Source organism: Enterobacter sp. FW301-JW81, assembly GCF_058788735.1.
On record NZ_JBYTBA010000005.1, the window covers coordinates 257,144 to 282,841 of the forward strand.

22 protein-coding genes are annotated in these 25,698 nt (G+C 59.7%); 13 read left to right on the forward strand and 9 right to left on the reverse strand.

Going from position 1 to position 25,698, the window contains the following annotated elements; all coding sequences use genetic code 11:
- The first annotated feature begins 10 nt into the window (after positions 1–10).
- The 3 genes from AC3WOK_RS16905 (at position 11) to AC3WOK_RS16915 (ending at position 3,218) form a co-directional block, all read left to right on the forward strand.
- Positions 11–1,036, forward strand: a complete 1,026-nt coding sequence (locus AC3WOK_RS16905; protein WP_447855211.1) for a sugar phosphate isomerase/epimerase family protein — start codon at positions 11–13, stop codon at positions 1,034–1,036.
- Positions 1,029–2,171, forward strand: coding sequence for a Gfo/Idh/MocA family protein (locus tag AC3WOK_RS16910; protein WP_492354841.1), 1,143 nt, complete (start codon positions 1,029–1,031; stop codon positions 2,169–2,171). Before AC3WOK_RS16905 ends, AC3WOK_RS16910 begins: the two co-directional genes overlap by 8 nt.
- Before the next feature lie 75 nt (positions 2,172–2,246).
- Positions 2,247–3,218 carry a LacI family DNA-binding transcriptional regulator gene (locus AC3WOK_RS16915; RefSeq protein ID WP_492354842.1) on the forward strand — a complete coding sequence of 324 codons (972 nt, stop codon included), beginning with the start codon at positions 2,247–2,249 and terminating at the stop codon, positions 3,216–3,218.
- Here AC3WOK_RS16915 and AC3WOK_RS16920 read toward each other — a convergent pair whose 3' ends face one another.
- A complete protein-coding gene (locus AC3WOK_RS16920) occupies positions 3,219–4,463 on the reverse strand; it encodes a mechanosensitive ion channel family protein (protein ID WP_447855213.1) in 1,245 nt (414 codons plus the stop codon).
- A 65-nt stretch (positions 4,464–4,528) separates the two neighbouring features.
- Positions 4,529–5,965 (reverse strand): MFS transporter, encoded by a 1,437-nt coding sequence (locus tag AC3WOK_RS16925; RefSeq protein WP_492354843.1) that lies wholly within the window; start codon positions 5,963–5,965, stop codon positions 4,529–4,531.
- Between the two features lie 107 nt (positions 5,966–6,072).
- On the opposite strand from AC3WOK_RS16925, the gene AC3WOK_RS16930 reads away from it, so the two are divergent.
- The 3 genes from AC3WOK_RS16930 (at position 6,073) to AC3WOK_RS16940 (ending at position 7,679) form a co-directional block, all read left to right on the forward strand.
- The gene (locus AC3WOK_RS16930) at positions 6,073–6,942 is read left to right on the forward strand and encodes a helix-turn-helix transcriptional regulator (protein ID WP_063955404.1); all 870 of its coding nucleotides are present in this window, start codon (positions 6,073–6,075) and stop codon (positions 6,940–6,942) included.
- A gap of 139 nt (positions 6,943–7,081) precedes the next feature.
- Positions 7,082–7,411 (forward strand): type II toxin-antitoxin system RelE/ParE family toxin, encoded by a 330-nt coding sequence (locus AC3WOK_RS16935; protein WP_048026897.1) that lies wholly within the window; start codon positions 7,082–7,084, stop codon positions 7,409–7,411.
- On the forward strand, positions 7,392–7,679 hold the full coding sequence (locus tag AC3WOK_RS16940; RefSeq protein ID WP_063432519.1) for a helix-turn-helix domain-containing protein: 288 nt from the start codon (positions 7,392–7,394) through the stop codon (positions 7,677–7,679). Before AC3WOK_RS16935 ends, AC3WOK_RS16940 begins: the two co-directional genes overlap by 20 nt.
- 36 nt (positions 7,680–7,715) lie before the next feature.
- Here the strand turns inward: AC3WOK_RS16940 and nfsB are convergent, their stop codons facing one another.
- The 3 genes from nfsB to AC3WOK_RS16955 form a co-directional block, all read right to left on the reverse strand.
- Positions 7,716–8,369: an oxygen-insensitive NAD(P)H nitroreductase gene (gene nfsB, locus AC3WOK_RS16945; protein WP_059312301.1), complete on the reverse strand. Its 654-nt coding sequence runs from the start codon at positions 8,367–8,369 to the stop codon at positions 7,716–7,718.
- A 120-nt stretch (positions 8,370–8,489) separates the two neighbouring features.
- Positions 8,490–8,858 carry an MmcQ/YjbR family DNA-binding protein gene (locus AC3WOK_RS16950; protein WP_492354844.1) on the reverse strand — a complete coding sequence of 123 codons (369 nt, stop codon included), beginning with the start codon at positions 8,856–8,858 and terminating at the stop codon, positions 8,490–8,492.
- A complete protein-coding gene (locus AC3WOK_RS16955; protein WP_059312591.1) occupies positions 8,848–9,438 on the reverse strand; it encodes a TetR/AcrR family transcriptional regulator in 591 nt (196 codons plus the stop codon). Before AC3WOK_RS16955 ends, AC3WOK_RS16950 begins: the two co-directional genes overlap by 11 nt.
- Positions 9,439–9,628: 190 nt before the next feature.
- On the opposite strand from AC3WOK_RS16955, the gene AC3WOK_RS16960 reads away from it, so the two are divergent.
- Positions 9,629–10,732, forward strand: a complete 1,104-nt coding sequence (locus tag AC3WOK_RS16960) for an MBL fold metallo-hydrolase (RefSeq protein ID WP_492354845.1) — start codon at positions 9,629–9,631, stop codon at positions 10,730–10,732.
- Between the two features lie 32 nt (positions 10,733–10,764).
- Positions 10,765–11,106, forward strand: a complete 342-nt coding sequence (locus AC3WOK_RS16965) for a RamA family antibiotic efflux transcriptional regulator (protein ID WP_032673604.1) — start codon at positions 10,765–10,767, stop codon at positions 11,104–11,106.
- A 106-nt stretch (positions 11,107–11,212) separates the two neighbouring features.
- On the opposite strand, the gene AC3WOK_RS16970 is transcribed toward AC3WOK_RS16965, so the two are convergent.
- Complete coding sequence (locus tag AC3WOK_RS16970; RefSeq protein WP_492354846.1) at positions 11,213–13,357, reverse strand: TonB-dependent siderophore receptor; 2,145 nt, start codon at positions 13,355–13,357, stop codon at positions 11,213–11,215.
- 123 nt (positions 13,358–13,480) lie between these two features.
- Between AC3WOK_RS16970 and AC3WOK_RS16975 the strand changes: the two genes are divergently transcribed.
- Positions 13,481–15,049 (forward strand): alpha/beta hydrolase-fold protein, encoded by a 1,569-nt coding sequence (locus AC3WOK_RS16975; RefSeq protein ID WP_059312588.1) that lies wholly within the window; start codon positions 13,481–13,483, stop codon positions 15,047–15,049.
- Here AC3WOK_RS16975 and AC3WOK_RS16980 read toward each other — a convergent pair.
- Positions 15,035–15,283: a DUF1158 domain-containing protein gene (locus AC3WOK_RS16980; protein WP_010428319.1), complete on the reverse strand. Its 249-nt coding sequence runs from the start codon at positions 15,281–15,283 to the stop codon at positions 15,035–15,037. The two genes, AC3WOK_RS16975 and AC3WOK_RS16980, sit on opposite strands and share 15 nt — an antisense overlap.
- Positions 15,284–15,762: 479 nt before the next feature.
- On the opposite strand from AC3WOK_RS16980, the gene AC3WOK_RS16985 reads away from it, so the two are divergent.
- From AC3WOK_RS16985 to AC3WOK_RS16995, 3 genes are all read left to right on the forward strand, one after another.
- Positions 15,763–18,471, forward strand: coding sequence for a cation-transporting P-type ATPase (locus AC3WOK_RS16985; protein WP_492354847.1), 2,709 nt, complete (start codon positions 15,763–15,765; stop codon positions 18,469–18,471).
- A gap of 106 nt (positions 18,472–18,577) precedes the next feature.
- Positions 18,578–19,642, forward strand: a complete 1,065-nt coding sequence (locus AC3WOK_RS16990; RefSeq protein ID WP_492354848.1) for an efflux RND transporter periplasmic adaptor subunit — start codon at positions 18,578–18,580, stop codon at positions 19,640–19,642.
- A 9-nt stretch (positions 19,643–19,651) separates the two neighbouring features.
- Positions 19,652–22,807, forward strand: coding sequence for an efflux RND transporter permease subunit (locus tag AC3WOK_RS16995; protein WP_492354849.1), 3,156 nt, complete (start codon positions 19,652–19,654; stop codon positions 22,805–22,807).
- Here AC3WOK_RS16995 and AC3WOK_RS17000 read toward each other — a convergent pair.
- Positions 22,737–23,858, reverse strand: coding sequence for a YbdK family carboxylate-amine ligase (locus AC3WOK_RS17000; RefSeq protein ID WP_063429409.1), 1,122 nt, complete (start codon positions 23,856–23,858; stop codon positions 22,737–22,739). The two genes, AC3WOK_RS16995 and AC3WOK_RS17000, sit on opposite strands and share 71 nt — an antisense overlap.
- A gap of 105 nt (positions 23,859–23,963) precedes the next feature.
- Here AC3WOK_RS17000 and AC3WOK_RS17005 point away from each other — a divergent pair, with 105 nt between their 5' ends.
- Positions 23,964–24,854, forward strand: a complete 891-nt coding sequence (locus AC3WOK_RS17005; protein ID WP_059312584.1) for an oxidoreductase — start codon at positions 23,964–23,966, stop codon at positions 24,852–24,854.
- Here AC3WOK_RS17005 and AC3WOK_RS17010 read toward each other — a convergent pair.
- Positions 24,851–25,645: an AraC family transcriptional regulator gene (locus AC3WOK_RS17010; protein ID WP_492354850.1), complete on the reverse strand. Its 795-nt coding sequence runs from the start codon at positions 25,643–25,645 to the stop codon at positions 24,851–24,853. The genes AC3WOK_RS17005 and AC3WOK_RS17010 overlap by 4 nt on opposite strands.
- Between the last annotated feature and the right edge of the window lie 53 nt (positions 25,646–25,698).

Consider the following 25,698-nt stretch of genomic DNA (forward strand, 5'->3'; position numbering starts at 1 on the left):
TGGAGGTGGTATGAGAACGATGAAAGGACCCGGTATTTTTCTGTCGCAGTTTATTGGCGAAGAGGCACCGTTTAACTCGCTCGACGGCCTGGTGGGGTGGGCGGCAGATAAGGGCTATAAAGCGGTGCAGATCCCCTGCAATCATCCGCACATTTTTGATGTAGAGAAAGCCGCAGAGAGCCAGACCTATTGCGATGAAGTCACCGCTACGCTGGCCGCACGCGGGCTTGTCATCAGCGAGCTGTCGACCCATCTTGAAGGGCAGCTTGTGGCGGTAAACCCGGCTTACAGCGACGCGTTTGACCATTTCGCGCCCGCGTCAGTGCGCGGTAACGATGCGGCCCGCCGGGCGTGGGCCACGGAGAAACTGAAGCAGGCGGCGTTCGCCTCCGCCAGATTGGGCCTGAAAGCACACGCCACGTTCTCCGGCTCGCTGGCCTGGCCGTTTTTCTATCCGTGGCCGCCGCATAACGAGCAGCGTTTTCAGGAAGCGTTCGGGGAGCTGGCAGCCCGCTGGCGGCCGATTCTGAATACCTTCGATGAACAGGGCGTAGACGTCTGTTTTGAGCTGCATCCGGGGGAAGATCTGCACGACGGGGTGACGTTTGAGCGTTTTCTGGCCCTGGTGGATAACCACCCGCGCTGCAACATTCTCTACGACCCGAGCCATATGCTGCTGCAGCAGATGGACTACCTGGCCTTTATCGACATCTATCACGCGCGCATCAAAGCATTCCACGTGAAGGATGCCGAATACCGCGCCAGCGGACGGAGCGGCGTGTACGGCGGCTATCAGCCGTGGATCAACCGTGCCGGTCGCTTCCGTTCGCTGGGCGACGGGCAGATCGACTTCAAGGGCATTTTCAGCAAACTGACGCAGTACGACTACGACGGCTGGGCGGTACTGGAGTGGGAGTGCTGCCTGAAGGACGGTGATACCGGCGCGAGTGAGGGCAGCGCGTTTATCCGCCGCCACATTATCCCGGTCTCCGGGCGCGCGTTTGACGATTTCGCGGCAGGAGGCAGCCATGATTAACGTCGGCATTATCGGCAGCGGGTTTATCGGCCCGGCGCATATCGAGGCGCTCAGGCGGTTGGGTTTTGTCCATGTCGTCGCGCTGTGCGACAGCACGCTGGCGCAGGCGCAGGAAAAGGCGCGTCGGCTTAACGTCCCGCACGCCTACGGCAGCGTGGATGCGTTACTCGCACATCCCAATCTGCACGTGGTGCACAACTGCACGCCAAACCACCTGCACGCGGAGATTAACCGCCAGATCCTGCGCGCGGGAAAGCACGTCTTTTCCGAGAAGCCGCTGTGCATGACTCCGGACGAGGCGCGCGAGCTGGTGGCGCTGGCAGAGCGGGCGGGCGTGGTGCACGGCGTGAGCTTTGTCTATCGCCAGTTTGCGATGGTGCGCCAGGCCGCGAGCATGCTGCGCGCGGGTAGCGTTGGACGGGTGTTTGCCGCGCACGGCAGTTATCTGCAGGACTGGATGCTGCTGGAAACCGACTATAACTGGCGCGTGGATGCCGCGCTGGGCGGTGCGTCGCGCGCGGTGGCGGATATCGGCTCCCACTGGTGCGACACGGTGCAGTTTGTCACTGGCCGCCGCATCACCGAGGTGATGGCCGACCTCGCTATCGTCTGGCCGACGCGCAAGGCTAACGTGGCCGGAAATCAGACCTTCGTGCATGACGAGCACGCCCGCTATGAGGACAAACCGGTCACCACTGAAGACTTTGGTTCGGTGCTGTTTCGCTTTGACGACGGCAGCAAAGGCAGCTTTAGCGTCTCGCAGGTGAGCGCGGGGCGCAAAAATCGCCTGGCGTTTGAGATCAACGGCAGCGAGCGGTCGGTGGCGTGGGATCAGGAGAACCCGCAGCAGCTGTGGATTGGCCATCGCGCGCAGGCAAACCAGACGCTTACCGACGACCCGAGCCTGATGAACCCTGACGTGGCCGACAGCGCCCATTTTCCCGGCGGGCATATTGAAGGCTGGCCGGACGCCTTTAAAAATATGATGGCGCAGTTCTACCGCGCCGTGCAGGCGGGCGCAATGCCGGATCGGCCCGCGTTTGCCACCTTCCACGATGGCGCGAACGTGATGTATATCATTGATGCGATAGTAAAAAGCCATCAGCAACAGCGCTGGGTTCGCGTGGCGCAGTAACGCGTTGCCCGGTTCGCCGGGCAGCGAATTTATGGTAGCCTGCACAAAACGCTAACCGCAGGATGTGTCGTCGCTATGTCAATTCAGAAAATCGCTCAGCTGGCCGGGGTCTCCGTGGCGACGGTTTCCCGCGTGCTCAACAACAGCGACACCGTGAAGGCGAAAAATCGCGAGCGCGTCCTGCAGGCGATCCAGGAGAGCAACTACCAGCCCAACCTGCTGGCGCGCCAGCTGCGTACCGCCCGCAGCTACATGATCCTGGTGATGGTCTCTAACATTGCCAACCCGTTCTGCGCCGAGGTGGTGAAGGGCATTGAAGAAGAGGCTGAGAAAAACGGCTACCGCATTCTGCTGTGCAATTCCGGCTCGGACATCGAACGTTCCCGCTCGGGCTTAAGCCTGCTCTCCGGCAAAATTGTCGACGGCATTATCACCATGGACGCCTTCTCGAAGCTGCCGGAACTTGCCGCGCTGATTGGTGCCGCGCCGTGGGTGCAGTGCGCCGAATACGCCGATGCGGGCGCAGTCTCCTGCGTGGGGATTAACGACGTCGATGCGTCGCAGCATGCCGTCAGCCAGCTGGCCGAGAGCGGCCGTACGCGTATCGCGATGATCAACCACGACCTCAGCTATAAATATGCCCGCCTGCGCGAGCGCGGCTACAAGAGCGTGATCCACCTTAAAGACCTGGCGTATCAGGCGGTGGAGTACGCGAGCGATCTCAGCTCCCGCGCCGGAATGGCCGCGATGCAAAATCTGCTGAAGGAAAACCCGCCGGACGCGGTATTTGCGGTATCGGACACCCTGGCCGCTGGCGCGCTGCGTGCGATTCAGCAGGCGGGACTGCGCGTGCCGGAGGATATCGCGGTTGTCGGTTTTGACGGCACCGAGCTGGCGGACATGATTTCGCTCACCACCATTGAGCAGCCGTCGCGGGATATCGGGCGCAAGGCAGTCAATCTGCTCTTAAATAAGATCGACAACCCGGATGCGCCCACGGAAAGAGTGATGATGGACTGGCGCTTTATTTCCCGCGCCAGCGCCTGATTATCTGGCTACAGCGCCCGCAAGGGCGCGAATATCATTCCCGGTCGGCGACTGGTGAATGCGCAGACCAAATTCATCCACTACCGCAAAAATATGGTCGAAGATGTCCGCCTGAATCTCCTCATATTCCGCCCAGATCACCGTGTTGGTGAAGGCATATATTTCAATCGGTAAACCATTCGCGTCAGGCGCGAGCTGGCGCACCATCAGCGTCATATCTTTACGAATGCGCGGATGGTTGCGAAGATATTCATTCAGGTAGGCGCGGAAGGTGCCAATATTGGTCATCTTGCGCAGGTTTAATACCGATTCGCCTTCGCCGTTCTGCTGATTCCACAGGTTAATTTCCTCATGACGCGCGGCAAGATAGGGCTTCAGCAGCTTCGCCTGAATCAGCTTCTGCTGCTCCTGCTCGTCGAGAAAATGAATGCTGGTGGTATCGATATTCAGGCTGCGCTTAATGCGTCGCCCGCCGGAGGCGGACATGCCGCTCCAGTTGATAAAGGCGTCGGAGACCAGCGCCCACGTCGGGATGGTGGTAATGGTGTTATCGAAATTGCGCACTTTGACGGTGGTCAGGCCGATGTCCGTCACCGTTCCGTTGGCGCCGTATTTTGGCATCTCCAGCCAGTCGCCAAGCTTGAGCATATCGTTGGCGGAGAGCTGAATACCGGCCACAAGCCCCAGTATCGGGTCTTTGAAGACCAGCATTAATACCGCAGCCATAGCGCCCAGGCCGCTTATCAGAATCGCCGGAGACTGGCCGATCAGCAGGGAGATAATCAAAATCCCCACCAGAATGGCGCTCACCAGCTTAATGCCCTGGAAGATCCCCTTCAGCGGCAGCTGCGACGCGGTCGCCATTTTTTGCGACAGATTGAAAATCACGTCCAGCAGCGAGAAGAAGGAAAGCAGGGCATACACCATGACCCACAGCTTCGCGCAGGTGGTGAGAATTTCCGCCGCTTCGCTGCCTTTTTGCAGCCACAGTACCGCCTGAACGTTAACGATTATCCCCTGAAGGGTGAAGGCCAGACGGTGAAATAATTTATTCTGGGTAATGATCTGCAGCCATAAATGGCTGCTGGCCTGCGCGCGTTTTTCGAAAGCCCGCAGCACCACTTTGTGCAGAATAAAATGAACGATAATGGCGGTAAGAAAAATAATACCAAAGATAATCACTAAAGAGGTGGTGTGATTAATTTCAATGCCTAACTCTTCAACCTGAGCAATTAATTCCTGCATAACGTCTCCTGTATTGATGCAGCCCCATAATGGCGGCTGCGGATCTATTATGCAAATTCACGGACTTATTTGGCGGCCTGACAGACTTTCACTGCCGGCAGGCACAGGCGATGGCGCATGCGCAGCGTCGCCAGGGCCAGCACCACCATCATGGCCGTTTCCACCATCAGGAAGACGTTTACCGCCTGGGTGTAATCCCCGTGATGGTGTTGTAGCGCGTGCAGCAGAATCGCGCCAAAAATGGCCGGACCCAGCCCCAACGCGGCCTGCTGCAGCGTGCTGAGAATGGCGCTCGCGGCCCCCGCGTCGTCAGGCTGAATATCGCGCATGCCGATGCGGTAGAAGCTGTTCACGATCAGCGCCTGCCCGTAGCCCACCAGCCCGGTGGCGGGTGCCAGCGTCAGCGCGGTGTTGTTCATACCCCACAGCCGGAACGTCGCCATCAGCGCCAGCAGGCCGATAATCTGGATCGCCAGACCCGTCAGCAGAATGGTGCTGGTGCTGTAGCGGGCAATCAGACGCGGCGCGAACCACGCGGAAATAAAGTAGGTCACGCCCAGCGCGATAAAACTGTTCCCGGACTGCCACGGCACCATCCCCAGACCGCTCTGCATGGTGAGCGCCATGCAAAACATAAACCCGGACCAGACGCTGAAAAAGAGCATCGCAATCAGTACGCCAAAGCGAACGCTGCGAAGCGCAAGCAGGCGCGGCGGGATCAGCGGATGGGCATTATTACGCTCTTTTTTGCGCGCGTTCAGCGCCATCAGCCAGGCCAGCGGGATTAGGGCGAAAAGCATCGCCTTCAGCGGCCAGGACCAGTGCCACTGTGGACCAAGCGCCATCGGGAACAGCAGGCAGCAAAGCATGATGGCCAGCATCACGGTTCCAGCCCAGTCGATGCGGGACGGCGTCTCGCGACGGGTTTCCGGTACGAAACGGCGGCTCAGCGCAAGCACCACCAGACAAATCGGCACGTTGATAAAGAAGGCGTTACGCCAGCCCAGCCCGGCGATATCCGCCGACACCAGCCAGCCGCCGCCCATCTGGCCGACGATAAACGCAATCCCGCCGATGCCGCCAAACAGGCTAATGGCTTTCGCGTGGGCGGTACCTTTCAGCGTCACGTGCAGCGTGGCAAGAATTTGCGGCATGATTAGCGCGGCTCCTGCGCCCTGAACGATGCGCGCGGCCAGCAGTTGTTCGATGTTGCCCGCCATGCCGCACAGCAGCGAGGTCAGGCCAAAGATCCCCACGCCCAACATAAACAGACGACGACGGCCAAAATTATCCCCGAGCTTGCTGCCGAGGGCGAGGCAGACGGCAAAGGCCACGCCGTAAAGCGCGACGATCAGCTCCAGCTCGGTGGCGGTAGCGTGCAGTGAATGGGTGATAGCGTCCAGCGCCACGTTGGTGATTGAGGTATCAATCATCGGCAGCATCTGGCCGGTTAACAGCAATATCAGGCCAGCGCGACCCGGTGAAACAACTGACGTATTCATGGTAACTCCATTGCGTCATTCAACAGATGGTCGTAGCATCAACCATCTGATAAACGGGTACCAGTTCTTGCTTATACTGGTACTGGCACTACCATGCAGGGGGATTTATGGCCTTGATGTCTGAACCGGTTGCCTCACGTCAGGACGACACACGAAAACAGCTGGGTGCATTTTTGCGCGCGCGGCGTGAAAGCCTCGACCCCCAGCGTCTCGGCCTGCCGCGCAGCGGTCGGCGCCGCACGCCGGGCCTGCGCCGGGAAGAGGTGGCGATGCTCGCTGACGTGGGCGTGACCTGGTACACCTGGCTGGAGCAGGGCAGGGACGTCAATCCGTCCAGCGCGGTGATGGCGGCGGTGGCGAAAGCGCTGCAATGCACCCCAACCGAGGCCCGACACCTCTTTGTGCTGGCAGGGTTGCCGCCGGGTGAAGCGCCGCAGGCGGTCTGCTGCGAGGGCATCAGCGAAGGCACGCGCCGCCTGCTCGATACCCTGCTGCCGAAACCGGCCAGCATCCAGAAACCGAACTTCGATATCGTGGCGTGGAACGACAGCTTCGGGCATCTGATGGGCGTCGATTTCAATGAAATTCCACCAGAAGACCGCAACTGTATTTACCTGTTCCTCACGCATCCGGCGTGGCGCGCGCGTCTCGGCAGGCGCGACGACGTGCTGCCGATATTTGTCTCCTACTTCCGGGCGGCGATGGCCGAACACCGGGGCGACCCGCTGTGGGAGGCTAAACTGGCGCGCTTCTTTGCGGTGTCTGAAGAGTTCAAAACCCTGTGGCACCAGCGCAACGACGTGCGCGGCGTGGAAAATCAGCTCAAGCTGTTTACCCATCCTGAGCTGGGGGAATTTACTTTGCAGCAGATGTACTGGTACTCCGCGCCGCGAAACGGGTCGCGGCTGCTGGTTTATCTGCCGGTAGATGAGGCGGGGGAGCGGGCGATGGCGTGGCTGGCGGAGCAAGGGAAATAAGTTTTTTGCGAGACGGTTTCAGGGAATCAACGCGGATCCGGTTCTGCCTGTTTAAAGCGGGTAAGGTGAGACACGAAAGGCTAAATTAGCCTTTAATGCAAATTGCCTTACATGCTAATATCATCAGGGATGAAAAACCGTGTTCAGACTTATTGTTCATGAGGCGGTCAGGGAAGAGATTCTCTCACTGCCTGCTGGGGTACAGGCGAAGCTGATTCGACAGCTTGATAAATTACGCACTAACCCGACAGTCCTGAGAGAACCTGACAGCAAGCCCTTACCCTATGGTTTGTTTGAAATCAGAACCGTCGGGCTGATCCACACTCGTGGGATCTACGTTTATCAGCGGGAAAAGACAATTTTTCTGCTGCGGGTATTTATCAAGAAAACGCAAAAAACGCCCTCTGCTGAACTCCGTCTGGCATTGAAACGACAACAGGAGATGTTGGATGAGCAAAAAGATTATTGACTGGGATGAACTCAGAGCGGAGCTGTTAAGCGATTCAGACGTTCAGGCTTCTTTTGATGCCGAAGAACGTAAAGAGCGCTTGCGCGAAATGTTGGCGCAATGGCGAAACCAGGCTGGCCTGACGCGTGCTCAGGTTGCAGAAAGAATGGGCGTCAGCGCACCAACGGTTTCCAGAATGGAAGCGAATATTACCCGGGCGAGCCTTGATACGTTAACGCGCTACGCGCTGGTGTGTGGGGTGAAGCATCCGCAGATTACGCTTTATTGAAAACAGGCACGCCGGAACCCAGCGTGCCAGAAGGGATTAGCACTCGGTGACAATCGTGCTCAGCGGCAGGCGGGATTTCGGCAGCGTGGCGTTGAAATCTTCCACGCTGTGGTGCCCAACCGGTACCACCACCAGGCTGGTGAAGCCTTTCTCTTTCAGGCCAAACTCTTCGTCGAGGATCGCGGCGTCGAAACCTTCAATCGGTACCGCGTCCAGACCCAGTGCGCCAACGCCCAGCAGGAAGTTGCCGACGTTCAGGTAAACCTGCTTCGCCATCCACTGGTCGTCATCTTTCAGATCCACGCGGTGCATGTCGGCAAAATAGGTGCGGCCCTTGTGGTTTGCGGCTTTAGCTTCTGGCGTGTTGAAACGGCCATCCGCCTCTTCCTGGTCCACGACGCGCTCCAGCCAGGCGTCGTCCATCGCGGTTTTCGCGCAGAACACCACCACGTGAGAAGCATCCAGCATTTTGCGTTCGTTGAACACATAGGTGCCCGCGGCGGATTTCGCCACGCGCGCTTTTCCTTCCTCGGTGCTGGCCACGATAAAGTGCCACGGCTGGGAGTTGGTGCTGGACGGGCTGTACTGCAGCAGGGTTTTGATTTTTTCCGCTTCTTCAGCGGTCAGTTTTTTGGCTGGGTCGAACGCCTTGGTTGAGTGGCGTTTCAGGGCGACAGAAATGATATCCATAACAACTCCTGGTGATGAAATTCGCCCGCGTGCGGGCGCGAAAGGTGAGCAGATTACAGCGGGACGCGGAAAAAGATAAGTGCAATTCGAGCGCTTACTCTGTTCGTCTCAGACGAACAATCAGGCCGGCCGGATCCACTTCTGGTCTTTTTTGGGCAGCTTATCCACCACCAGATTCCAGGAATCATTGATGAGGTCGGTCACCAGCTCCGGCGTCACGTCGTCAGTGCCGTAAAGGGAGATCCAGTGCTTTTTACTCAGATGGTAGCCCGGCTCTATTCCGCGATAGATCTGCTGATTGAGCAGAGATTTCTCCGGGTCTGATTTCAGGCTGACGTGCGGCCGCCCGTGCGCGACCGCCACAATCATGAAAATTTTCCCGCCCACTTTAAACACGTCAAATTCCGGCCCAAACGGCCAGCAGTGTTCGGCGAACGGCAGCTCCAGGGCCACGTGCATGGCGTGCTCCTGTAAGGCTTTACTCTCCATTGGCGTCCTCATAGGCAAGACCGCGCCACATCACATCAAAACCGAGCGCTTTAAAATCAACGGCGCGGGAAGGATCGCGGGTGGCAAATTCCATCGTGGATTCGGCCAGCGACAGGAAAAGCGCATCGCCGAACGTTTTAAATTCGTCGGACATAAACACCTGACGTACCGAGCGGCGGCAGAGTTCATGCAGCTCGGGGAACATCTCTTTCACGGCCTGTTCCGTCTCGGCGTTGATCTTCTCGCTGACGCCAAGCTGGCGAATCGCGGCGTGCGCGAGAGGGTTTTTGATCCCCCAGTCAACGTAGCTGTTCCAGATGTTTCGCGTGTGCTCTTTCGGCGTGGTAAGGCTGCGATCCAGGTTGGACAGCATCGCCTGGCAGAGATCCTGCTTCAGGTGCAGGTAGAGGGCATTCAGCAGATCGTCTTTTGTAGCAAAGTAGCGAAACAGAGTGCCTTCGGCGACGCCCGCGTTACGGGCAATTAACGCCGTTGAGGCGGCAATACCTGACTGTGCAAACGCCACCGTTGCGGCTTCCAGTAAGGCCTGTTTTTTATCTTCACTCTTCGGACGTGCCACTAAATTTTTCCCCCTGTCAATTGTAAAAACCCCGATTGAAACACGTGCTTTGACACGCTGCAACGCGGAATGTCAAAGATCGAAAACGTCTTGACGACTTTATCATCATATCTATAATGAGTGCTTACTCACTCATAATCAAGTTTACCCCGCGCAAACTATCGGATGGGGCGCGTTTTCGGGTCAGGATATGAAAAAACCTCTCTTCATCTGCGTGGTGTTAATCATGATTATTGCTTCAGCTGCAACTTTACCCTGTGTTCTGAATGCCGGATTTGGCCAGCCGCCGCAGGGCGAGCAGCTCACCGAAGTGGAGGCCTCTCCGCAGTATCGCGAAGGGAAATTCCACAATACGCTGCCGACGCCGGGCTACAACGGCGACAAAAATATGCTGGTCGCGACGTGGGATTTTCTGACCAAAAAAACCGAAAACGCACGTCCGGCCCGGCCGCTGCCGCTGGTGAAAACCGATCTTGCAAGCCTGCCTCTGGAGCAGGACACCCTGGTGTGGCTCGGCCACTCCTCGTGGTATCTGCAGCTTGCGGGCAAGCGCATCCTGATTGACCCGGTGCTCGGCAACTATGCCGCGCCGTTCTCGTTCCTCAATAAAGCCTTCGCCGGCGAGTATCCGTGGCGCGCTGAAAGCATGCCGGAGATCGACCTGCTGATTATCTCGCACGATCACTACGATCATCTGGATTACGCCACCATCAGGGCGCTGCTGCCGAAGGTGAAGCGCGTGGTGACGCCGCTGGGCGTCGGATCCCACCTGCGCTACTGGGGGATGAACCCCGACATTATCGACGAGCGCGACTGGAACCAGTCGGTGCGCATCAGTGATGAACTGACGGTGCATGTTCTGCCGGCGCGCCACTTCTCGGGGCGCGGCATCAAGCGCGATCGAACCCTGTGGGGCAGCTTTATGTTCGTCACGCCTGAGCAGAAGGTTTACTACAGCGGCGATTCCGGTTACGGCCCGCACTTTAAGGCCATCGGCGAGCAGTTTGGCGAGGTTGACCTGGCCATTATGGAAAACGGCCAGTACGACCAGGACTGGAAGTACATCCACATGCTGCCGGATGAAACGGCGCAGGCCTCGGCGGATCTTAATGCCAAAGCCGTGGTGCCCGGACATAACGGACGCTTCGTGCTGGCGAAACACGCCTGGAACGACCCGCTGATCCAGCTGGCCAAAGCCAGCAAGGACAAAAATTATCGGCTGCTGACGCCGGAGCTGGGCGAGCCCGTCCGGGTGAGTGACACCACCCAAACGTTTCGCGCGTGGTGGGAATAATGTTTAAGCAAGAAGCAGAGAGGGAGAGCAGTATGACCATTTCCGCTCAAGTCATCGACACTATCGTCGAATGGATCGACGACAACCTGCATCAGCCATTACGTATAGAAGAGATTGCCCGCCACGCGGGTTACTCGAAATGGCACCTGCAGCGGTTGTTTATGCAGTACAAGGGGGAGAGTCTGGGACGCTATATCCGTGAACGCAAGCTGCTGCTGGCGGCGCGGGATCTGCGTGAGTCGGACGAGCGCGTGTATGAGATCTGCCTGCGTTACGGGTTTGACTCGCAGCAGACGTTTACCCGCATATTTACCCGCACCTTCAACCAGCCGCCGGGTGCGTACCGTAAAGAGAATCATAGCCAGACACACTAACATGTCGCGTGTAGGCCGGGTAAGGCGTAGCCGCCACCCGGCTTTTTTGTGGGCTCGGTGCCCGTAATTGCCCGGTGGCGCTACGCTTACCGGGCCTACAAATAACTTACCACCGATAATTCACCGTCGCCGTCACCGTTCGGCCAATCCCGTAGAAGCACGCTGTATCGCTTGCGCACGACGCAACATATTTCGTGTCCGCAACGTTATTGACGTTGAACTGCACGCTCGCCCCTTTCAGGCTGCGGTTTATCTCGCCCAGATCGTAGCTCAGCATCGCGTCATACAGATCCACCGACGGCACCTTGAAGGTATTCTTCGCATCGCCGTAGCTGGTACCGATGTAGCGCATCCCCACGCCAGCGGTCAGGCTCTTCAGCGCGCCGCCCGGAACGGTATAGCTGGCAAACGCCGATGCCATATGCGCCGGAATGCGCGCCGGCGTTTTGCCTTCTGTTCCCGCCACCGTCGTGCTTTTGGTTTTCGCATCGGTGTAAGTGTATGAGCCAATCAGGTTGATGTTGTCCATCAGCGTGGAGTGGATTTCCGCCTCAACGCCTTTCGAACGCACTTTACCCGCGTTCTCAAACCAGCCTTCGGCGCTGTTGTAGGTCGCCACGTTGTCCTGGGTTAAATCGTACAGCGCGAGGGTCATCAGCGTACTGTCGACCGGCTGATACTTCAGGCCAATCTCGGTCTGCTCCCCGGTGGTTGGCTTGAAGGGGGCAACGCCTGGCGCGCGGTTGGTTTGCAGGTTCGGTTCAAACGAGGTGCTGTAGCTGACGTACGGCGACAGGCCAGAATCGAACGCGTACAGCAGGCCGGTTCGCCAGGTGAACTTGCTGTCGTTCTGCTGGGTTAAGCTGCCGTTGGTGAAGTCATGAGTTCGCACTTCGCTCCAGTCGTAGCGCCCGGAGACCAGCCATTCCCAGCTGTTCCAGCTCATTTGATCCTGCAAATAAAGCCCCATCTGGTCGAGATTTTGCTGCTCGTCGGTGGCCGTTTTGAAGGTGCTTTCATCCACGTTCACGCCGTACACCGGGTTCGTCCAGTCGAGGTCATACTGTGAACCGCTCCCGCGTTCCAGCAGCTGTTTATCTTTGCTGGTCTTGTAGTCGAACCCGCCGAGCAGGGTGTGGCTGACGCTGCCGGTCTCCATCAGATACTCAAGCTGGTTATCCAGGCCAAATTCGTTGGTGGTGCGCTCTTCATGCTGCGCGCGTCGCGTCAATACCGTGCTGTTGGCCGCGCTGCTGGCGTAAACGAGGTAACGGTATTTTTGTTTGATGCTGGCGTAACGCGCGTTCTGGCGGAAGGTGAGGTCGTCGGCGAACTGATGTTCCAGCTCGTAGCCGATCGTCGTCTGCTCACGCCAGGACTGGTTGTAATTCGGATCGCTGACGTTAAAGTCGCGCGGGATGTATTTCCCGTCGACGCTTTTGACCGTGCCGTAGGCGGGCAGGAAGTTGCGGTAGCCCGCATCCGGATCCTTCTGGTAGCTGGTCAGCAGCGTAAAGCGGGTCTGATCGTTCGGGTACCAGGTGATAGCAGGCGCGATCGCCATCCGCGTCTCTTTATAATCATCCACCTGATTATGCTGGGTACGGGCGATACCGTTGACGCGATACAGCACGCGGCCGTCGTCGCTCAGCTTGCCGCCGAAATCAAACGCGCCTTCTGCCAGATCGTTATTGCCGGTGCGGAACTGCACGTTATGGATGGATTCCGCGGTCGGCCGTTTGCTGGTCATGCTGATTAACCCGCCAGGGTTGACCTGACCAAACAGCACCGACGCCGGGCCACGCACCAGCTCCACGCGCTCCAGTAACCACGGGTCAATCGTACCCGTCTGGGACGAGGCTGTTGCGCCGAAGCTCAGGCCGTCGAGGAATTTCGGCACATAGCTAAAGCCGCGCACGAACACCTCGTCGTTACGGTTCGACGAGCCGCGGTACTCGGTAAACACGCCCGCCGAGTAGCGCAGCGCCTGCGATACGGATGTCACGTCCTGCATGTTCATCTGATCGCGGGTGATCACCGATACCGACTGCGGCGTTTTCACGATCTCCGCGCGGGTCTTGGTCGCGGAGAGCGTTTGGGTTGCCACAATCCCTTTTACCGGGGCGGTGGGTTCTTCACTCACGCTCTGCGTCACCGTTATGGTTTCTTCTCTATTTTCAGCCTGAGCCGCCACGCTGGTCGTCGCCAGACTCAGCAGCCAGAGTTGCATTATCTTATTATTCTTAAACATTTTTTCTACTCATCCTTGGTTGCTATCGCCATAAAAACACCGTTAAAACGCGTTAGATGATATTGCAAATTATTACCATTTGCATTAGCGTTGATAACAAATTTCGTCAGGGAACAAGCGGTAATGAAGAGGGTATGGAGCGGATTATTACTCGGGATAGGTGTGCTGCCTGCGGTGGCGGCAACCTGCGAACACTCTTCCCGGCAGGGAGACGTCCAGGGGAAGTTTGATGCCAGCGGTGAAGTCTGTTTTATGCTGCCAGAGCTTGCTGAAAATTATGTCTCCGCCACGCTGCATGGCGTAACGGATGCCCGCCTGCTGGACGGGCAAAACCGCCGCATTCGTACGTTGGTTGAAAATGGGCCCGCCGATGGCGAACACACGCTGCTTTTTGCCCTGCCGGAAAAGCAGAGCACCTCGCTGGTCCTGCACGGCGAAGCGGGTAAACCCTGGCGTTTTCAGTGGCGGATGAAAGAGACATCTGCGCTACCGCGCGTACAGATGCTTGCACCTGAAAGCCCGACGCTTCAGGCGCTGGCAAAAGAGATTGCTGCCGGAGGGAGTACCGACGCGTTCTGGCAGACGCAGATTCGGCAGGGAACGCCGATGGTGGAGCCAGTAGACGCAGAACATAAGCGCGTCACCTTCCTGTGGCGCGGCGCGCGGGATAACGTCTTTATTCTCGGCTCACCGGCGGGGGATCACGACCCGCTGTTCCGCCTGGGCAACAGCGACGTCTGGTTCCGCAGCTATGTGGTGCCCGCTGACACGGTGATGCAGTACAAGCTCGCGCCCGATGTGCCGATCGTCGAGGGTTCCTCACGCGATCAACGTCGCGCGATCCTGGTGAGCGCCCAGGCCGATCCGCTCAACCCGAATACCTTTGGTGAACAAAAGACGGATCGCTGGAACCGCTATTCGCTGCTCGATCTCAGCCCGGCACGCTATTGCTCCGTGCAGGCCACGGCTCAGCCACTGGTCCACGGGTCATTAAGCCGCCAGAGCATCAGGAGCAATATCCTCGGTAATACCCGCGAGGTGATGGTCTATAAACCGCGCGGCGCACAGCCTGCACGCTGGACGCTCATCCTCTTCGACGGGCAGATTTATCAGGACGAGTACCATTTCGCGAACGTGCTGGACGGTCTGATCGCTCGCCATCATCTTCCGCCGATTAACGTGGTGTTTATCGACAGCCTCGATCACGCCCGACGCGGCAACGAGCTGCCGCCGAACCCGGATTTCGCCGACTTTATGGCGCATGAACTGCTGCCGTGGCTGCGCGGGCAGGGTATCGCGATGCAGCGGCAGAAAACGGTGCTGGCGGGGTCGAGCTACGGGGGAATCGCGTCGTCATGGGTCGCGCTGCGCTATCCGCGCCTGTTTGGTAACGTGCTGAGTCTTTCAGGTTCGTACTGGTGGGCACCGAAAGGGGAGGCTCCCGGCTGGCTGACGCGGCAATATCAGCAGTCGCCGCCGTATCCGGTACGCTTCTGGCTGCAGGCCGGAAAGTTTGAAACCACGGGGCCGGGCGGGGGCATTTATCGCACTACGCAGGATTTCGAACAGGCGTTGAGGGAGAAAGGGTATCGCGTCAGCTTCCATCCCTCATCCAGCGGTCACGACTACGCGGCCTGGTGTGAAGCGCTGATCCACGGCATGCGTGACTTCACCGGCTTACGACGCCAGTGAAAACCAGCGGCGCCAGACGAAACGCAGGATAAAGAATTCGATGGCGCCGAGCGCTAAAAACCACAGGCAGAACAGAATGGTGTAGAGCTGGTTCAGATCGACCATGTGAAAGGTCGTCATCAGCTTCTGCGCCAGCACCAGACCCAGCGACGGCGCGGGTAACAGCAGGCAAGAGATCAGGGCCAGCAATAAAATGCCCCCCGCCGTAAGCAGCGATTCTAACGGGTGTTTCATCGTAATGTTAATCGTCAGTTAAAAATGTCATTGTCCGGCATTCTGTAACGTAAAGCAATATCAGCCCAGCTGGCCTTTTTGAATAAAACAAAGACATTATTACTGCGAATAAATAACACTATACGACCCGGTGTTCATATTAATATCGCGTTATGTAAATAAATGTCCGTATCAGGAAAATAATTTTACAAATGTATAGGTGCTATAACCAATTAACGTGGCAATAACAATGGCTGCGACAATGTATAACGCCAGGCGTCGTCCGCGATAAATACCAAACATGGTTCCCCCTCGTTTAGCGTTGGTTTAGAAATATTTTGTAAAAATCAGGTCATCGAAATAGTTTTAATCAGTTTTGAATAATCGAGAAGTCATTATATTGCGGTAGATCAATTTTCCCCGCAAGACTTTAAAATGAATTTATTTAAGCCCGAAAGGAATTCAGGCTTCTGTTCACCGGATATTGAAGGAAAAATACAATGACCGAAAAAAAAATGTCCCCAAACGTGCCGCCTTCCGGCGGGCTGGCATACCAGCAGACCGTAGAGCAGGTGCTCGCTCACGCGCAGAGCCAGGCCGGCGGACTGGACCGCGCAGAGGCGCAGGCGCGTCTGCAAAAAATGGGGCCGAACGCGCTGCCGGAGAAAAAAGGTAAACCCGCCTGGCTGCGTTTTTTAGCCCATTTTAATGATGTCCTGATTTATGTCCTGCTGGCCGCCGCCGTATTAACGGCAATAATGGGCCACTGGGTTGATACGCTGGTTATTTTGGGCGTGGCGGTGATCAATGCCTTAATTGGCCATATTCAGGAAAGCAACGCGGAAAAATCCCTGAAGAGTATTCGCAATATGCTCTCCAGCGAGGCGCGCGTTATTCGTAACGGCAGTCACGAAACTATCCCTACAACTGAAATAGTCCCGGGCGATATTATTGTATTACGCGCGGGGGATCGTATTCCGGCGGATATGCGTTTAATCGAGGCGCATAATTTACGCGTGGAAGAGGCGATTCTGACCGGTGAATCCACAGAGGTGGATAAGCACACGAATCCGCTGAGCGGCGAACTGCCGCTGGGCGACCGCACCAATATGGTCTTCTCCGGGACGACCGTAAGCGCGGGCGGCGGCGTCGGCGTGGTCACCGCGACCGGCAAGGATACCGAACTCGGCCATATCAACCAGATGATGGCGGGCATCGAAAAGCACCGCACGCCGCTGCTGGTGCAGATGGACAAGCTGGGTAAAGCGATCTTCGCCATTATCCTGGCGATGATGGCCGCGCTGTTTGTCTTCAGCCTGGTGTTCCGCGAAATTCCAATGGGCGAGCTGCTGCTCTCCCTGATTAGCCTGGCGGTGGCCTCCGTACCGGAAGGTCTGCCGGCGATTATCTCCATCATCCTCTCGCTGGGCGTGCAGGCGATGGCGCGCAAGCGTGCGATTATCCGCAAGCTGCCGACGGTCGAAACCCTGGGCGCGATGACCGTGGTCTGCTCGGATAAAACCGGCACTCTGACCATGAACGAAATGACGGTCAAAGCCATCATCACCGCCGACGCCTGCTACCGCGTGGATGGCAACAGCTACGAGCCGGTGGGCAACATCTACCTCGAAGGCAGCGACGAGCCGGTGCAGATCCAGCCGGGCACCGTGCTGGAGCAGTACCTGCGCACCATCGACCTGTGTAACGACAGCCAGATGATTCAGGACGAGCGCGGCCTGTGGGGTATTACCGGTGGGCCGACCGAGGGCGCGCTGAAGGTGCTGGCGGCGAAGGCCAGCCTTGAGCCGGTCATGACCACGCTGGTTAACAAGATCCCGTTCGACTCGCAGTACAAGTACATGAGCACCCACTACCAGATTGGCGGTGAGGAGCAGATCCTGATCACCGGCGCGCCGGACGTCATTTTCGCCCTGTGCGCGCAGCAGCAGACCCGTCACGGCGCGGAAGCCTTTAACCACGCGTACTGGGAAGCTGAAATGGAGCGCTATGCGCGTCAGGGGCTGCGCATGGTTGCCGCGGCGTTCAAGCCGGCCAGCGGCGAGCAGGCATTAACGCACGACGACCTGAGCCACGGCCTGATCTTCCTCGGCATCGCCGGGATGATGGATCCGCCGCGTCCGGAAGCGATTGACGCGATCGGCGCCTGCCAGCAGGCGGGGATCCGCGTGAAGATGATCACCGGGGATCACCCGCAGACGGCGATGAGCATCGGCCAGATGCTGGGGATCACCAACAGCGAGCAGGCGGTGACCGGCTACCAGCTGGAGAAAATGGACGACGCCGAGCTGGCGGACGCGGCGGTGAAGTATGACATTTTCGCCCGCACCAGCCCGGAGCATAAGCTGCGCCTGGTGAAAGCGCTGCAGGATAAAGGTGAAATCGTCGGCATGACCGGTGACGGCGTGAACGATGCCCCGGCGCTGCGTCAGGCTGACGTGGGCATCGCGATGGGCATCAAAGGCACGGAAGTGACCAAAGAGGCGGCGGACATGGTCCTGACGGACGATAACTTCGCGACCATCGCCAGCGCGGTGAAAGAGGGGCGTCGCGTTTACGACAACCTGAAGAAGACCATCCTCTTTATCATGCCGACCAACCTTGCGCAGGGGCTGCTGATTGTAATTGCGCTGCTGGCGGGGAACATCATTCCGCTGACGCCGGTGCTGATTCTGTGGATGAACATGGCGACCTCCGCCACGCTCTCCTTCGGTCTGGCCTTTGAGGCCGCCGAGCGCAACATCATGCGCCGTCCGCCGCGCCAGACCGGGCAGCATGTGATGGACGCCTACGCCGTCTGGCGCGTGGCCTTCGTCGGCACCATGATTGCCATTGCCGCCTTTGCGCTGGAAGCCTGGCTGGCCCCGCGCGGCCACAGCGCGGAGTTCATCCGCACCGTGCTGCTGCAGATGCTGGTCTGCGCCCAGTGGGTGTACATGATTAACTGCCGCAACACTGAAGGGTTCTCCCTTAACCGCGGCCTGCTGGCGAACAAAGGTATCTGGCTGGTAACGGGCGTGCTGTTCCTGCTGCAGGCGGCCATTATCTATCTGCCGTTTATGCAGATGCTGTTCGGCACCGAAGCGCTGCCGCTGCGCTACTGGTTTGTGACCCTAGCGGTGGCGGGCGCGATGTTCTTCGTCGTGGAAATCGAGAAGCGACTGACGCGCAGGTTCCGTAAGGCTGCATAACTTTTTGCCCTCACCCTAACCCTCTCCCACAGGGAGAGGGAACTCTGACCTCCCTCTCCCTGTGGGAGAGGGCCGGGGTGAGGGAAAACAACGCCGAGGTACTCCCATGAAATTCCCACTCCTGTTCGCGCTCCTCGCCTGCACCCTGCAACCCGCATTCGCTGCCGCCATTCCCGTCCGCGTCGCCGCCGTGGAGCAGACCGCCCACGCCGCCGAGCGTCAGATCCCGGGTCGCATCGAAGCGATTCACACCGTTGAGCTCCGCGCCCGCACGGAAGGCGTGATTACCAAAATCCACTTCCGCGACGGGCAGTACGTGAAAAAGGGCGACGTGCTGTTCGAGCTGGACGACGCCGAGCCGCGCGCCGCCCTGCGCCTGGCGCAGGCCGAGGTGAAAAGCGCCGAAGCCACGCTGCGTCAGGCACAGCAGCAGCTTTCCCGCTTTGAAAGCCTGGGCAGCAGTAACGCCATCAGCCGTCATGACGTGGATAACGCCCGCATGCAGCGGGACGTCGCCAGCGCCGCGCTGGAGCAGGCGAAAGCCCGTCTCGACACCCGCAGCATCACCCTGAACTACACCCGCATCGCCTCGCCGATTGACGGACGCGTGGGGCACAGCCAGTTCCACGTCGGCAGCCTGGTCAATCCGGCGAGCGGCGTTTTGGTGGAGGTGGTCCAGCTCGATCCGATCCGCATCGCCTTTGCGCTCGAAGAGGGGGCGTTTGCCACCAAAGCCGGACAGCATGCGGATATCAGCGCCATGAAGCAGGCCTGGCAGGCGTTAATCGACAGCAACGGTCAGCGTATCCCCGGTGAGCTGACGTCCGTGGATAACCGCATCGACCCGCGCACCGCCAGCGTGATGCTACGCGCCGAGTTTGCCAACCCGCGCCATCAGCTTCTGCCCGGCGGCAACGTGAACGTGACCCTGCGCCCGGCAAGCGAGCAGCCGGTTCTGACCCTGCCCGCCGCGGCGGTCCAGCAGAACGGCGACGGGTTCTTTGCCTGGGTGGTTAACGCCGACGGCAAAGCCGAAATGCGCCCGCTGAAGGTCGCCGGACAGATTGGCCAGCAGTTCCAGGTTACCTCCGGCGTGAAGCCCGGTGAGCGAGCAATCACTGACGGCGCGCAGCGCGTGCAGCCCGGCGCTGCCGTCCAGATACTGAATTAAGGAGCCATCATGCTGACGTTTTTCATCAAACGCCCGCGCTTCGCGATGGTGATTGCGCTGGTCATCACCCTGCTCGGAGCCATCGCGCTGAGGATTATTCCGGTAGAGCAGTACCCGCAGATCACGCCGCCGGTCGTGAATGTGTCAGCGTCATGGCCCGGCGCCAGCTCGGCTGACGTGGCGGAGGCCATCGCCACGCCGCTGGAGACCCAGCTAAACGGCGTGGATCACATGCTCTATATGGAGTCCACGAGCTCGGACGAAGGCTCGTACAGCCTGAACATTACCTTTGCGGCGGGTACCGATCCGGACCTTGCCGCCATCGACGTGCAGAACCGCGTGGCGCAGGCCGTGGCGCAGCTGCCCGCCGAGGCGCAGCAAAACGGCGTGCAGGTGCGCAAGCGGGCCACCAACCTGATGATGGGGGTAAGTCTTTACTCACCGAACAACACCCACACGCCGCTGTTCGTCAGCAACTACGCCAGCACCCAGGTGCGCGAGGCGCTGTCTCGTCTGCCGGGCGTCGGACAGGTGCAGATGTTTGGCGCGCGCGACTACAGCATGCGCATCTGGCTGCGTCCAGACCGCATGAACGCCCTGAACGTCACCACCGACGACGTGGCGCAGGCGCTGCGCGAGCAAAACGTGCAGGGCGCAGCAGGCCAGGTCGGCACGCCGCCGGTGTTTAACGGCCAGCAGCAGACCCTGACCATCAACGGGCTGGGGCGCTTAAGCCAGGCCGACGACTTTGCCAACATCATTATTCGCGCCGGGGAGATGGGCCAGCTGGTGCGCCTGAAGGACATCGCCACCATTGAACTCGGCTCGCGCAGCTACAGCTCCGGCGCGCAGCTGAACGGGCACGACTCCGCCTACCTCGGCATCTACCCGACGCCGTCCGCCAACGCCCTGCGCGTGGCCGACGCGGTGCGCGCGGAGCTGGAGCGCCTCTCGACGCGCTTCCCGGACGACCTGGTCTATGAGGTGAAATTCGACACCACCACCTTTGTCGCGGCGACGATCAAAGAGATCGGCGTCTCGCTGGCGCTGACCATGCTGGCGGTAGTGGTGGTCGTTTCCCTGTTCCTGCAAAGCTGGCGCGCAACGCTGATTGTGGCGCTCGCCATTCCGGTGTCGCTGGTGGGCACCTTCGCGGTGCTCTACACGCTGGGCTATTCCGCCAACACCCTCAGCCTGTTCGCCATTATTCTGGCGCTGACCATGGTGGTGGATGACGCCATCGTGGTGGTGGAGAGCGTCGAAACGCTGATGGCGGAAGGGCAGAGCAGAACGGCGGCGACCGCGCTGGCGCTGCGCCAGATTGCCGGGCCGGTGATTGCGACGACGCTGGTGCTGCTGGCGGTGTTTGTGCCGGTGGCGCTGCTGCCGGGGATTGTCGGCGAGCTTTATCGCCAGTTCGCGGTGACGCTCTCGACGGCCGTCACGCTCTCAAGCCTGGTGGCACTGACCCTGACGCCCGCGCTGTGCGCGATGCTGCTGCGTCCGCGCCCGGAGAAACCTGCGGCACTCTATCGCGCCTTTAATCGCGGGCTGGACGCTACGCGCGGTTTCTACACCCGCATCGTGAACGTTTTAAACCTACGCCCGTGGCTGGCGCTGCTGGCTACCGCGTGTGCTGCGGCCGTGGTGGCGTTCAGCTTTACGTCGATGCCAAAAGGCTTCCTGCCGCAGGAAGACCAGGGCTACTTCTTCGCCAGCGTTCAGTTGCCGGAAGCGGCGTCGCTGGAGCGGACCGAAGCGGTGATGACCACCGCGCGCGAGCTTATCGCCAAAAACCCGGCGGTAGAGGACGTGATTCAGGTCTCCGGGTTTAACATTCTCAACGGCACCAGCGCCTCCAACGGCGGGTTTATCTCCATCATGCTGAAGGACTGGAGCGAGCGGCCGCCGCTGGACGAGGTGATGGGCACCCTGCAGCGCCAGCTGCTGGCCCTGCCGGAAGCGACCATTATGACCTTCGCACCGCCGACGCTGCCGGGGCTGGGCAACGCCTCTGGCTTCGACCTGCGCATTCAGGCGCAGGCGGGGCAGAGCCCGGCGGAGCTTGAGCGCGTGACGCGCGAGGTGCTGGCGAAAGCCAACCAGCATCCGCAGCTGAGTCGCGTGTTCACCACCTGGAGCAGCAACGTGCCGCAGCTGACGCTGACCGTTGACCGCGAGCGCGCCGCCCGTCTTGACGTGCCGGTGTCGCGCATCTTCAGCAGCCTGCAAACCGCCTTCGGCGGCACGCGCGCCGGGGATTTCAGCGTGAATAATCGCGTTTACCACGTGGTCATGCAGAACGAGATGCAGTGGCGCGAGCGTGCCGAGCAGATTAGCGAACTGTTCGTGCGCAGCAACAGCGGTGAGCGGGTGCGCCTGAGCAACCTCGTGACCATCACGCCGACCGTCGGCGCGCCGTTCCTGCAGCAGTACAACCAGTTCCCGTCGGTCTCGGTAAGCGGTTCGGCAGCGGAAGGAGTGAGCAGCAGCACAGCGATGGCGGCGATGGGCGAGATTCTGGCGAAGCATCTGCCCGCCGGATATGACTATGCCTGGAGCGGCATGTCGTATCAGGAGCAGCAGACCGGCAACCAGGCGATGTGGATCGTGCTGGCGGCGGTGGTGATGGCGTGGCTATTCCTCGTGGCCCAGTACGAGAGCTGGACGCTCCCGGCGAGCGTGATGCTCTCGGTGCTGTTCGCCATCGGCGGGGCGCTGGTCTGGCTGTGGTTGGCGGGATACGCCAACGACGTGTACGTGCAGATAGGTCTGGTGCTATTGATAGCCCTCGCCGCCAAGAACGCGATCCTTATCGTGGAGTTTGCCCGCGCGCGGCGCATGGACGGGATGGCGATTGTCGATGCCGCGCGCGAAGGGGCCTCGCGCCGTTTCCGCGCGGTGATGATGACCGCCGTGTCGTTCATTATCGGCGTATTGCCCATGATGCTGGCGACCGGGGCGGGCGCCCAGAGCCGCCGCATCATCGGCACCACGGTGTTCAGCGGCATGCTGGTGGCGACCGTGGTAGGGATCCTGTTTATCCCGGCGCTGTTCGTGCTGTTCCAGCGCCTGCGCGAGTGGGGCCACGGCCTTACGGACTCGTCGCCCACAGCTCGCAGTGCTTCTGAACCAGAGAAATCAGCGAGCCGCCATCGGCGATAAACTCCCGCATGCGCTGCGCCTCGCTCTTGCCCTGCTTTAACAGCAGGGCAATTTCATTGATTGCGCTCGTCGCGCCGAGCTTCTCGGCCGACGGCGCAACCTGCTCCAGCAGCCAGGCGATATCCTCCGCCACGGTCTTGTGCTCGCCGGTGTGCACGTCCGTCAGGATCCCCTCCAGCCCGTATCGACAGGCCTGAAAACGGTTAAAGCGATACAGCAGAAAATCTTTTTCCTGATGCTTATAGGGCCGTGTGGTCAGCAGCCAGTGGGACGTCGCCTGAATCAGTCCGGCGATGTTAATCGCGTGGCCGAGCGTCAGCGGCGTATCCATCACCCGCACCTCCACGGTGCCGAAGTGCGGGCTGGGGCGGATGTCCCAGTGCAGATCTTTAATGCTGTCGATCATGCTGGTTGCGCTCAGGCGGCGGAACAGCCCCTCGAACTCCTGCCAGCTGTTGACCCACGGCATCTGGCCGTTATCCGGGAACCCTGAAAAAATGTTAAGCCGTGACGAGGAGAACTTCGTGTCCGTACCCTGCATGTACGGCGAGGCCGCCGCCAGGGCGATAAAGTGCGGGACAAAGCGCGACAGGCCGTGCAGCAGGTAGATGGCGTCATCCCCGGTCCGACAGCCGACGTGGACGTGCTGGCCGAACACCGTTGCCTGCAAAATCAGATAGCCAAAGCGCTCCAGCGTGACGTTATAGCGCTCGTCGTCACACACCTCCTGACGCTGCCACTTCTGGAACGGGTGCGTCCCGCCGCCGCAGATCTGGATATGCTGCTCCGCCGCTGCGCGCAGGATGCTCTGCTGCATCACCGAGAACTGCGCGGCCGCCTGGTCGATGTTCTGGCACACGCCGGTGGCGATTTCGAGCATGCTTTCGGTGATGTCGTGTTTGACCTCGCCGCCTTTGATGTCGTCCTTGACGGCGGCGATAAGCGCGGAGGAGTCCTGGCTGAGATCGTACCCCGGCGGGTTAACCACCTGCAGTTCGAGTTCGATGCCGAGGGTAAAAGGTTCAGAGGATTTGAAATCAGGTAAAGGCATGGCGCACTCCGTTATCTGTTGTGTGTTGAGTATAGACAACGACGTGGCGCTCACTTTACAGGGTGGTATAACTGTTAGCAGGCTTAGCGAAAAGGGGAGTTAACCATGTCTGACAATCCAGTGATTGCGCTGATTGGGCCTGGCGCAATTGGTACCACCATTGCCGCAGTGCTGCACGACGCGGGCCGCACGCCGCTGCTGTGCGGACGCACCGCGCATCCTGAACTACGTTTACGCGACGACGAGGGTGAAACGGTGGTGCCGGGTCCGGTATTGACCGATCCGGCCGTCATCACGCGCCCTGTCGATCTGGTATTTGTGGCGGTAAAAACGACGCAAAATGCCGACAGCGCCGGGTGGCTGCGCGCGCTGTGCGATGAAAACACCGTGGTCTGCGCCCTGCAAAACGGCGTTGAGCAGAAAGCCCAGCTGGAGCCGTGGGTCAACGGCGCGACGGTGCTGCCGTCGGTGGTCTGGTTCCCGGCGCAGCGCGAGCCGGATGCCTCCGTATGGCTGCGCGCCAAACCGCGCCTGACGCTGCCGGACGTGCCGCAGGCGCAGCGGGTAGTGGAGGCGCTTCGCGATTCGCGCTGCGCGGTTGAGCTCTCGGAAGATTTCGCGAGCGTCGCCTGGCGCAAGCTGCTGCAAAACGCGGTGGCCGGGCTGATGGTGCTGGCCAACCGCCGCGCCGGGATGTTCAGGCGTGAGGATGTCAGCGAACTTTCGCTAGCCTATCTGCGCGAGGGGCTTGCCGTCGCCCGCGCCGAAGGGGCGAAGCTGGACGATGCTGTGGCCCAGGAGATTCTGGCGAACTTCCAGCGCGCACCTGAGGACCTGGGTACCTCGATTCTTGCCGACCGTCAGGCCGATCGCCCGATGGAGTGGGATATCCGCAACGGCGTGATCCAGCGCTACGGCCGCAAACACGGTATTGCGGTGCCCATCAGCGACGTGGTGGTGCCGCTGCTGGCGGCGGGGAGCGAGGGGCCAGGCTAACGGCCACTGTTTTTCCGTTCGGCAAAGTAATGCGCGGGCGTGCTGCCCATCGCTTTTCTGAACATGGTGATAAACGCATTCACGGATTCGTACCCGAGCGCTGTCGCCACGTTCTGGACGGGCACGCCGCTTGCCAGCTCCCGCAGGGCAATAATCAAATGCAGCTGCTGGCGCCACCGCCCGAAGCTCAGCCCAGTCTCGCGCAGCATCAGGCGGGCAAACGAGCGTTCGCTGAGGGCCAGCCGCTTCGCCCACGCCTTCAGGGTGCTTCTGTCCTCAGGATGGCTGACCAGCGCGTCGGCCATGGCGCGAATTTTCGGATCGGCTGAGACCGGCAGGCTCAGCTTCTGCTGCGGCATGCTGGCGAGCTCGTCCAGCGTCACCCGGGTCAGCCTGGCGACGTGGCCGTCGGGAGGATAATCAACGCCCTCATGCGTCAGTCGGTCCACCAGCTCCTTAATCAACGGCGAGATCGCCAGCGTGCAACACTTCTCCGGCAGCGCCGCCGCGCCGGGCTCAATAAACAGATAGTTCAGGTGCGCGTTCCATGTCGCTTTCGCGCTGTGCGGGATCCCGCCCGGGATCCAGACGGCGCAGTCCGGCGGCACGATCCAGATATCGTTTTGCGCATAGCAGCTGACCGCGCCGTAGCGGGCAATAATCAGCTGCCCCTTGCGGTGGGTGTGTACCGGCACTTCCGCGGCGTAGTCCACGAAGTCCAGATGACGCGCCACGGCAGGCGAGGCGCTAGAGTCAGGGTCATACAGCGTATGGGCAAGTTGGGGTATCACGATTCTGGCAACTTTTAGGTATTTTTTGACAGAATAGAGTATTTAAGCGGGTC

Coding starts and splice junctions, on each gene's coding strand:
- AC3WOK_RS16950 (WP_492354844.1), bottom strand. CDS start 8,858: ATGGAGAGTAAAGCCTTACAGGAGCACGCCATGCACGTGGCCCTGGAG.
- AC3WOK_RS16920 (WP_447855213.1), bottom strand. CDS start 4,463: ATGCAGGAATTAATTGCTCAGGTTGAAGAGTTAGGCATTGAAATTAAT.
- AC3WOK_RS16905 (WP_447855211.1), top strand. CDS start 11: ATGAGAACGATGAAAGGACCCGGTATTTTTCTGTCGCAGTTTATTGGC.
- AC3WOK_RS16960 (WP_492354845.1), top strand. CDS start 9,629: ATGAAAAAACCTCTCTTCATCTGCGTGGTGTTAATCATGATTATTGCT.
- AC3WOK_RS16980 (WP_010428319.1), bottom strand. CDS start 15,283: ATGAAACACCCGTTAGAATCGCTGCTTACGGCGGGGGGCATTTTATTG.
- AC3WOK_RS16990 (WP_492354848.1), top strand. CDS start 18,578: ATGAAATTCCCACTCCTGTTCGCGCTCCTCGCCTGCACCCTGCAACCC.
- AC3WOK_RS16995 (WP_492354849.1), top strand. CDS start 19,652: ATGCTGACGTTTTTCATCAAACGCCCGCGCTTCGCGATGGTGATTGCG.
- AC3WOK_RS16940 (WP_063432519.1), top strand. CDS start 7,392: ATGAGCAAAAAGATTATTGACTGGGATGAACTCAGAGCGGAGCTGTTA.
- AC3WOK_RS16925 (WP_492354843.1), bottom strand. CDS start 5,965: ATGAATACGTCAGTTGTTTCACCGGGTCGCGCTGGCCTGATATTGCTG.
- AC3WOK_RS16930 (WP_063955404.1), top strand. CDS start 6,073: ATGGCCTTGATGTCTGAACCGGTTGCCTCACGTCAGGACGACACACGA.
- AC3WOK_RS16975 (WP_059312588.1), top strand. CDS start 13,481: ATGAAGAGGGTATGGAGCGGATTATTACTCGGGATAGGTGTGCTGCCT.
- nfsB (WP_059312301.1), bottom strand. CDS start 8,369: ATGGATATCATTTCTGTCGCCCTGAAACGCCACTCAACCAAGGCGTTC.
- AC3WOK_RS16985 (WP_492354847.1), top strand. CDS start 15,763: ATGACCGAAAAAAAAATGTCCCCAAACGTGCCGCCTTCCGGCGGGCTG.
- AC3WOK_RS16970 (WP_492354846.1), bottom strand. CDS start 13,357: ATGTTTAAGAATAATAAGATAATGCAACTCTGGCTGCTGAGTCTGGCG.
- AC3WOK_RS16965 (WP_032673604.1), top strand. CDS start 10,765: ATGACCATTTCCGCTCAAGTCATCGACACTATCGTCGAATGGATCGAC.
- AC3WOK_RS17000 (WP_063429409.1), bottom strand. CDS start 23,858: ATGCCTTTACCTGATTTCAAATCCTCTGAACCTTTTACCCTCGGCATC.
- AC3WOK_RS16910 (WP_492354841.1), top strand. CDS start 1,029: ATGATTAACGTCGGCATTATCGGCAGCGGGTTTATCGGCCCGGCGCAT.
- AC3WOK_RS16915 (WP_492354842.1), top strand. CDS start 2,247: ATGTCAATTCAGAAAATCGCTCAGCTGGCCGGGGTCTCCGTGGCGACG.
- AC3WOK_RS17005 (WP_059312584.1), top strand. CDS start 23,964: ATGTCTGACAATCCAGTGATTGCGCTGATTGGGCCTGGCGCAATTGGT.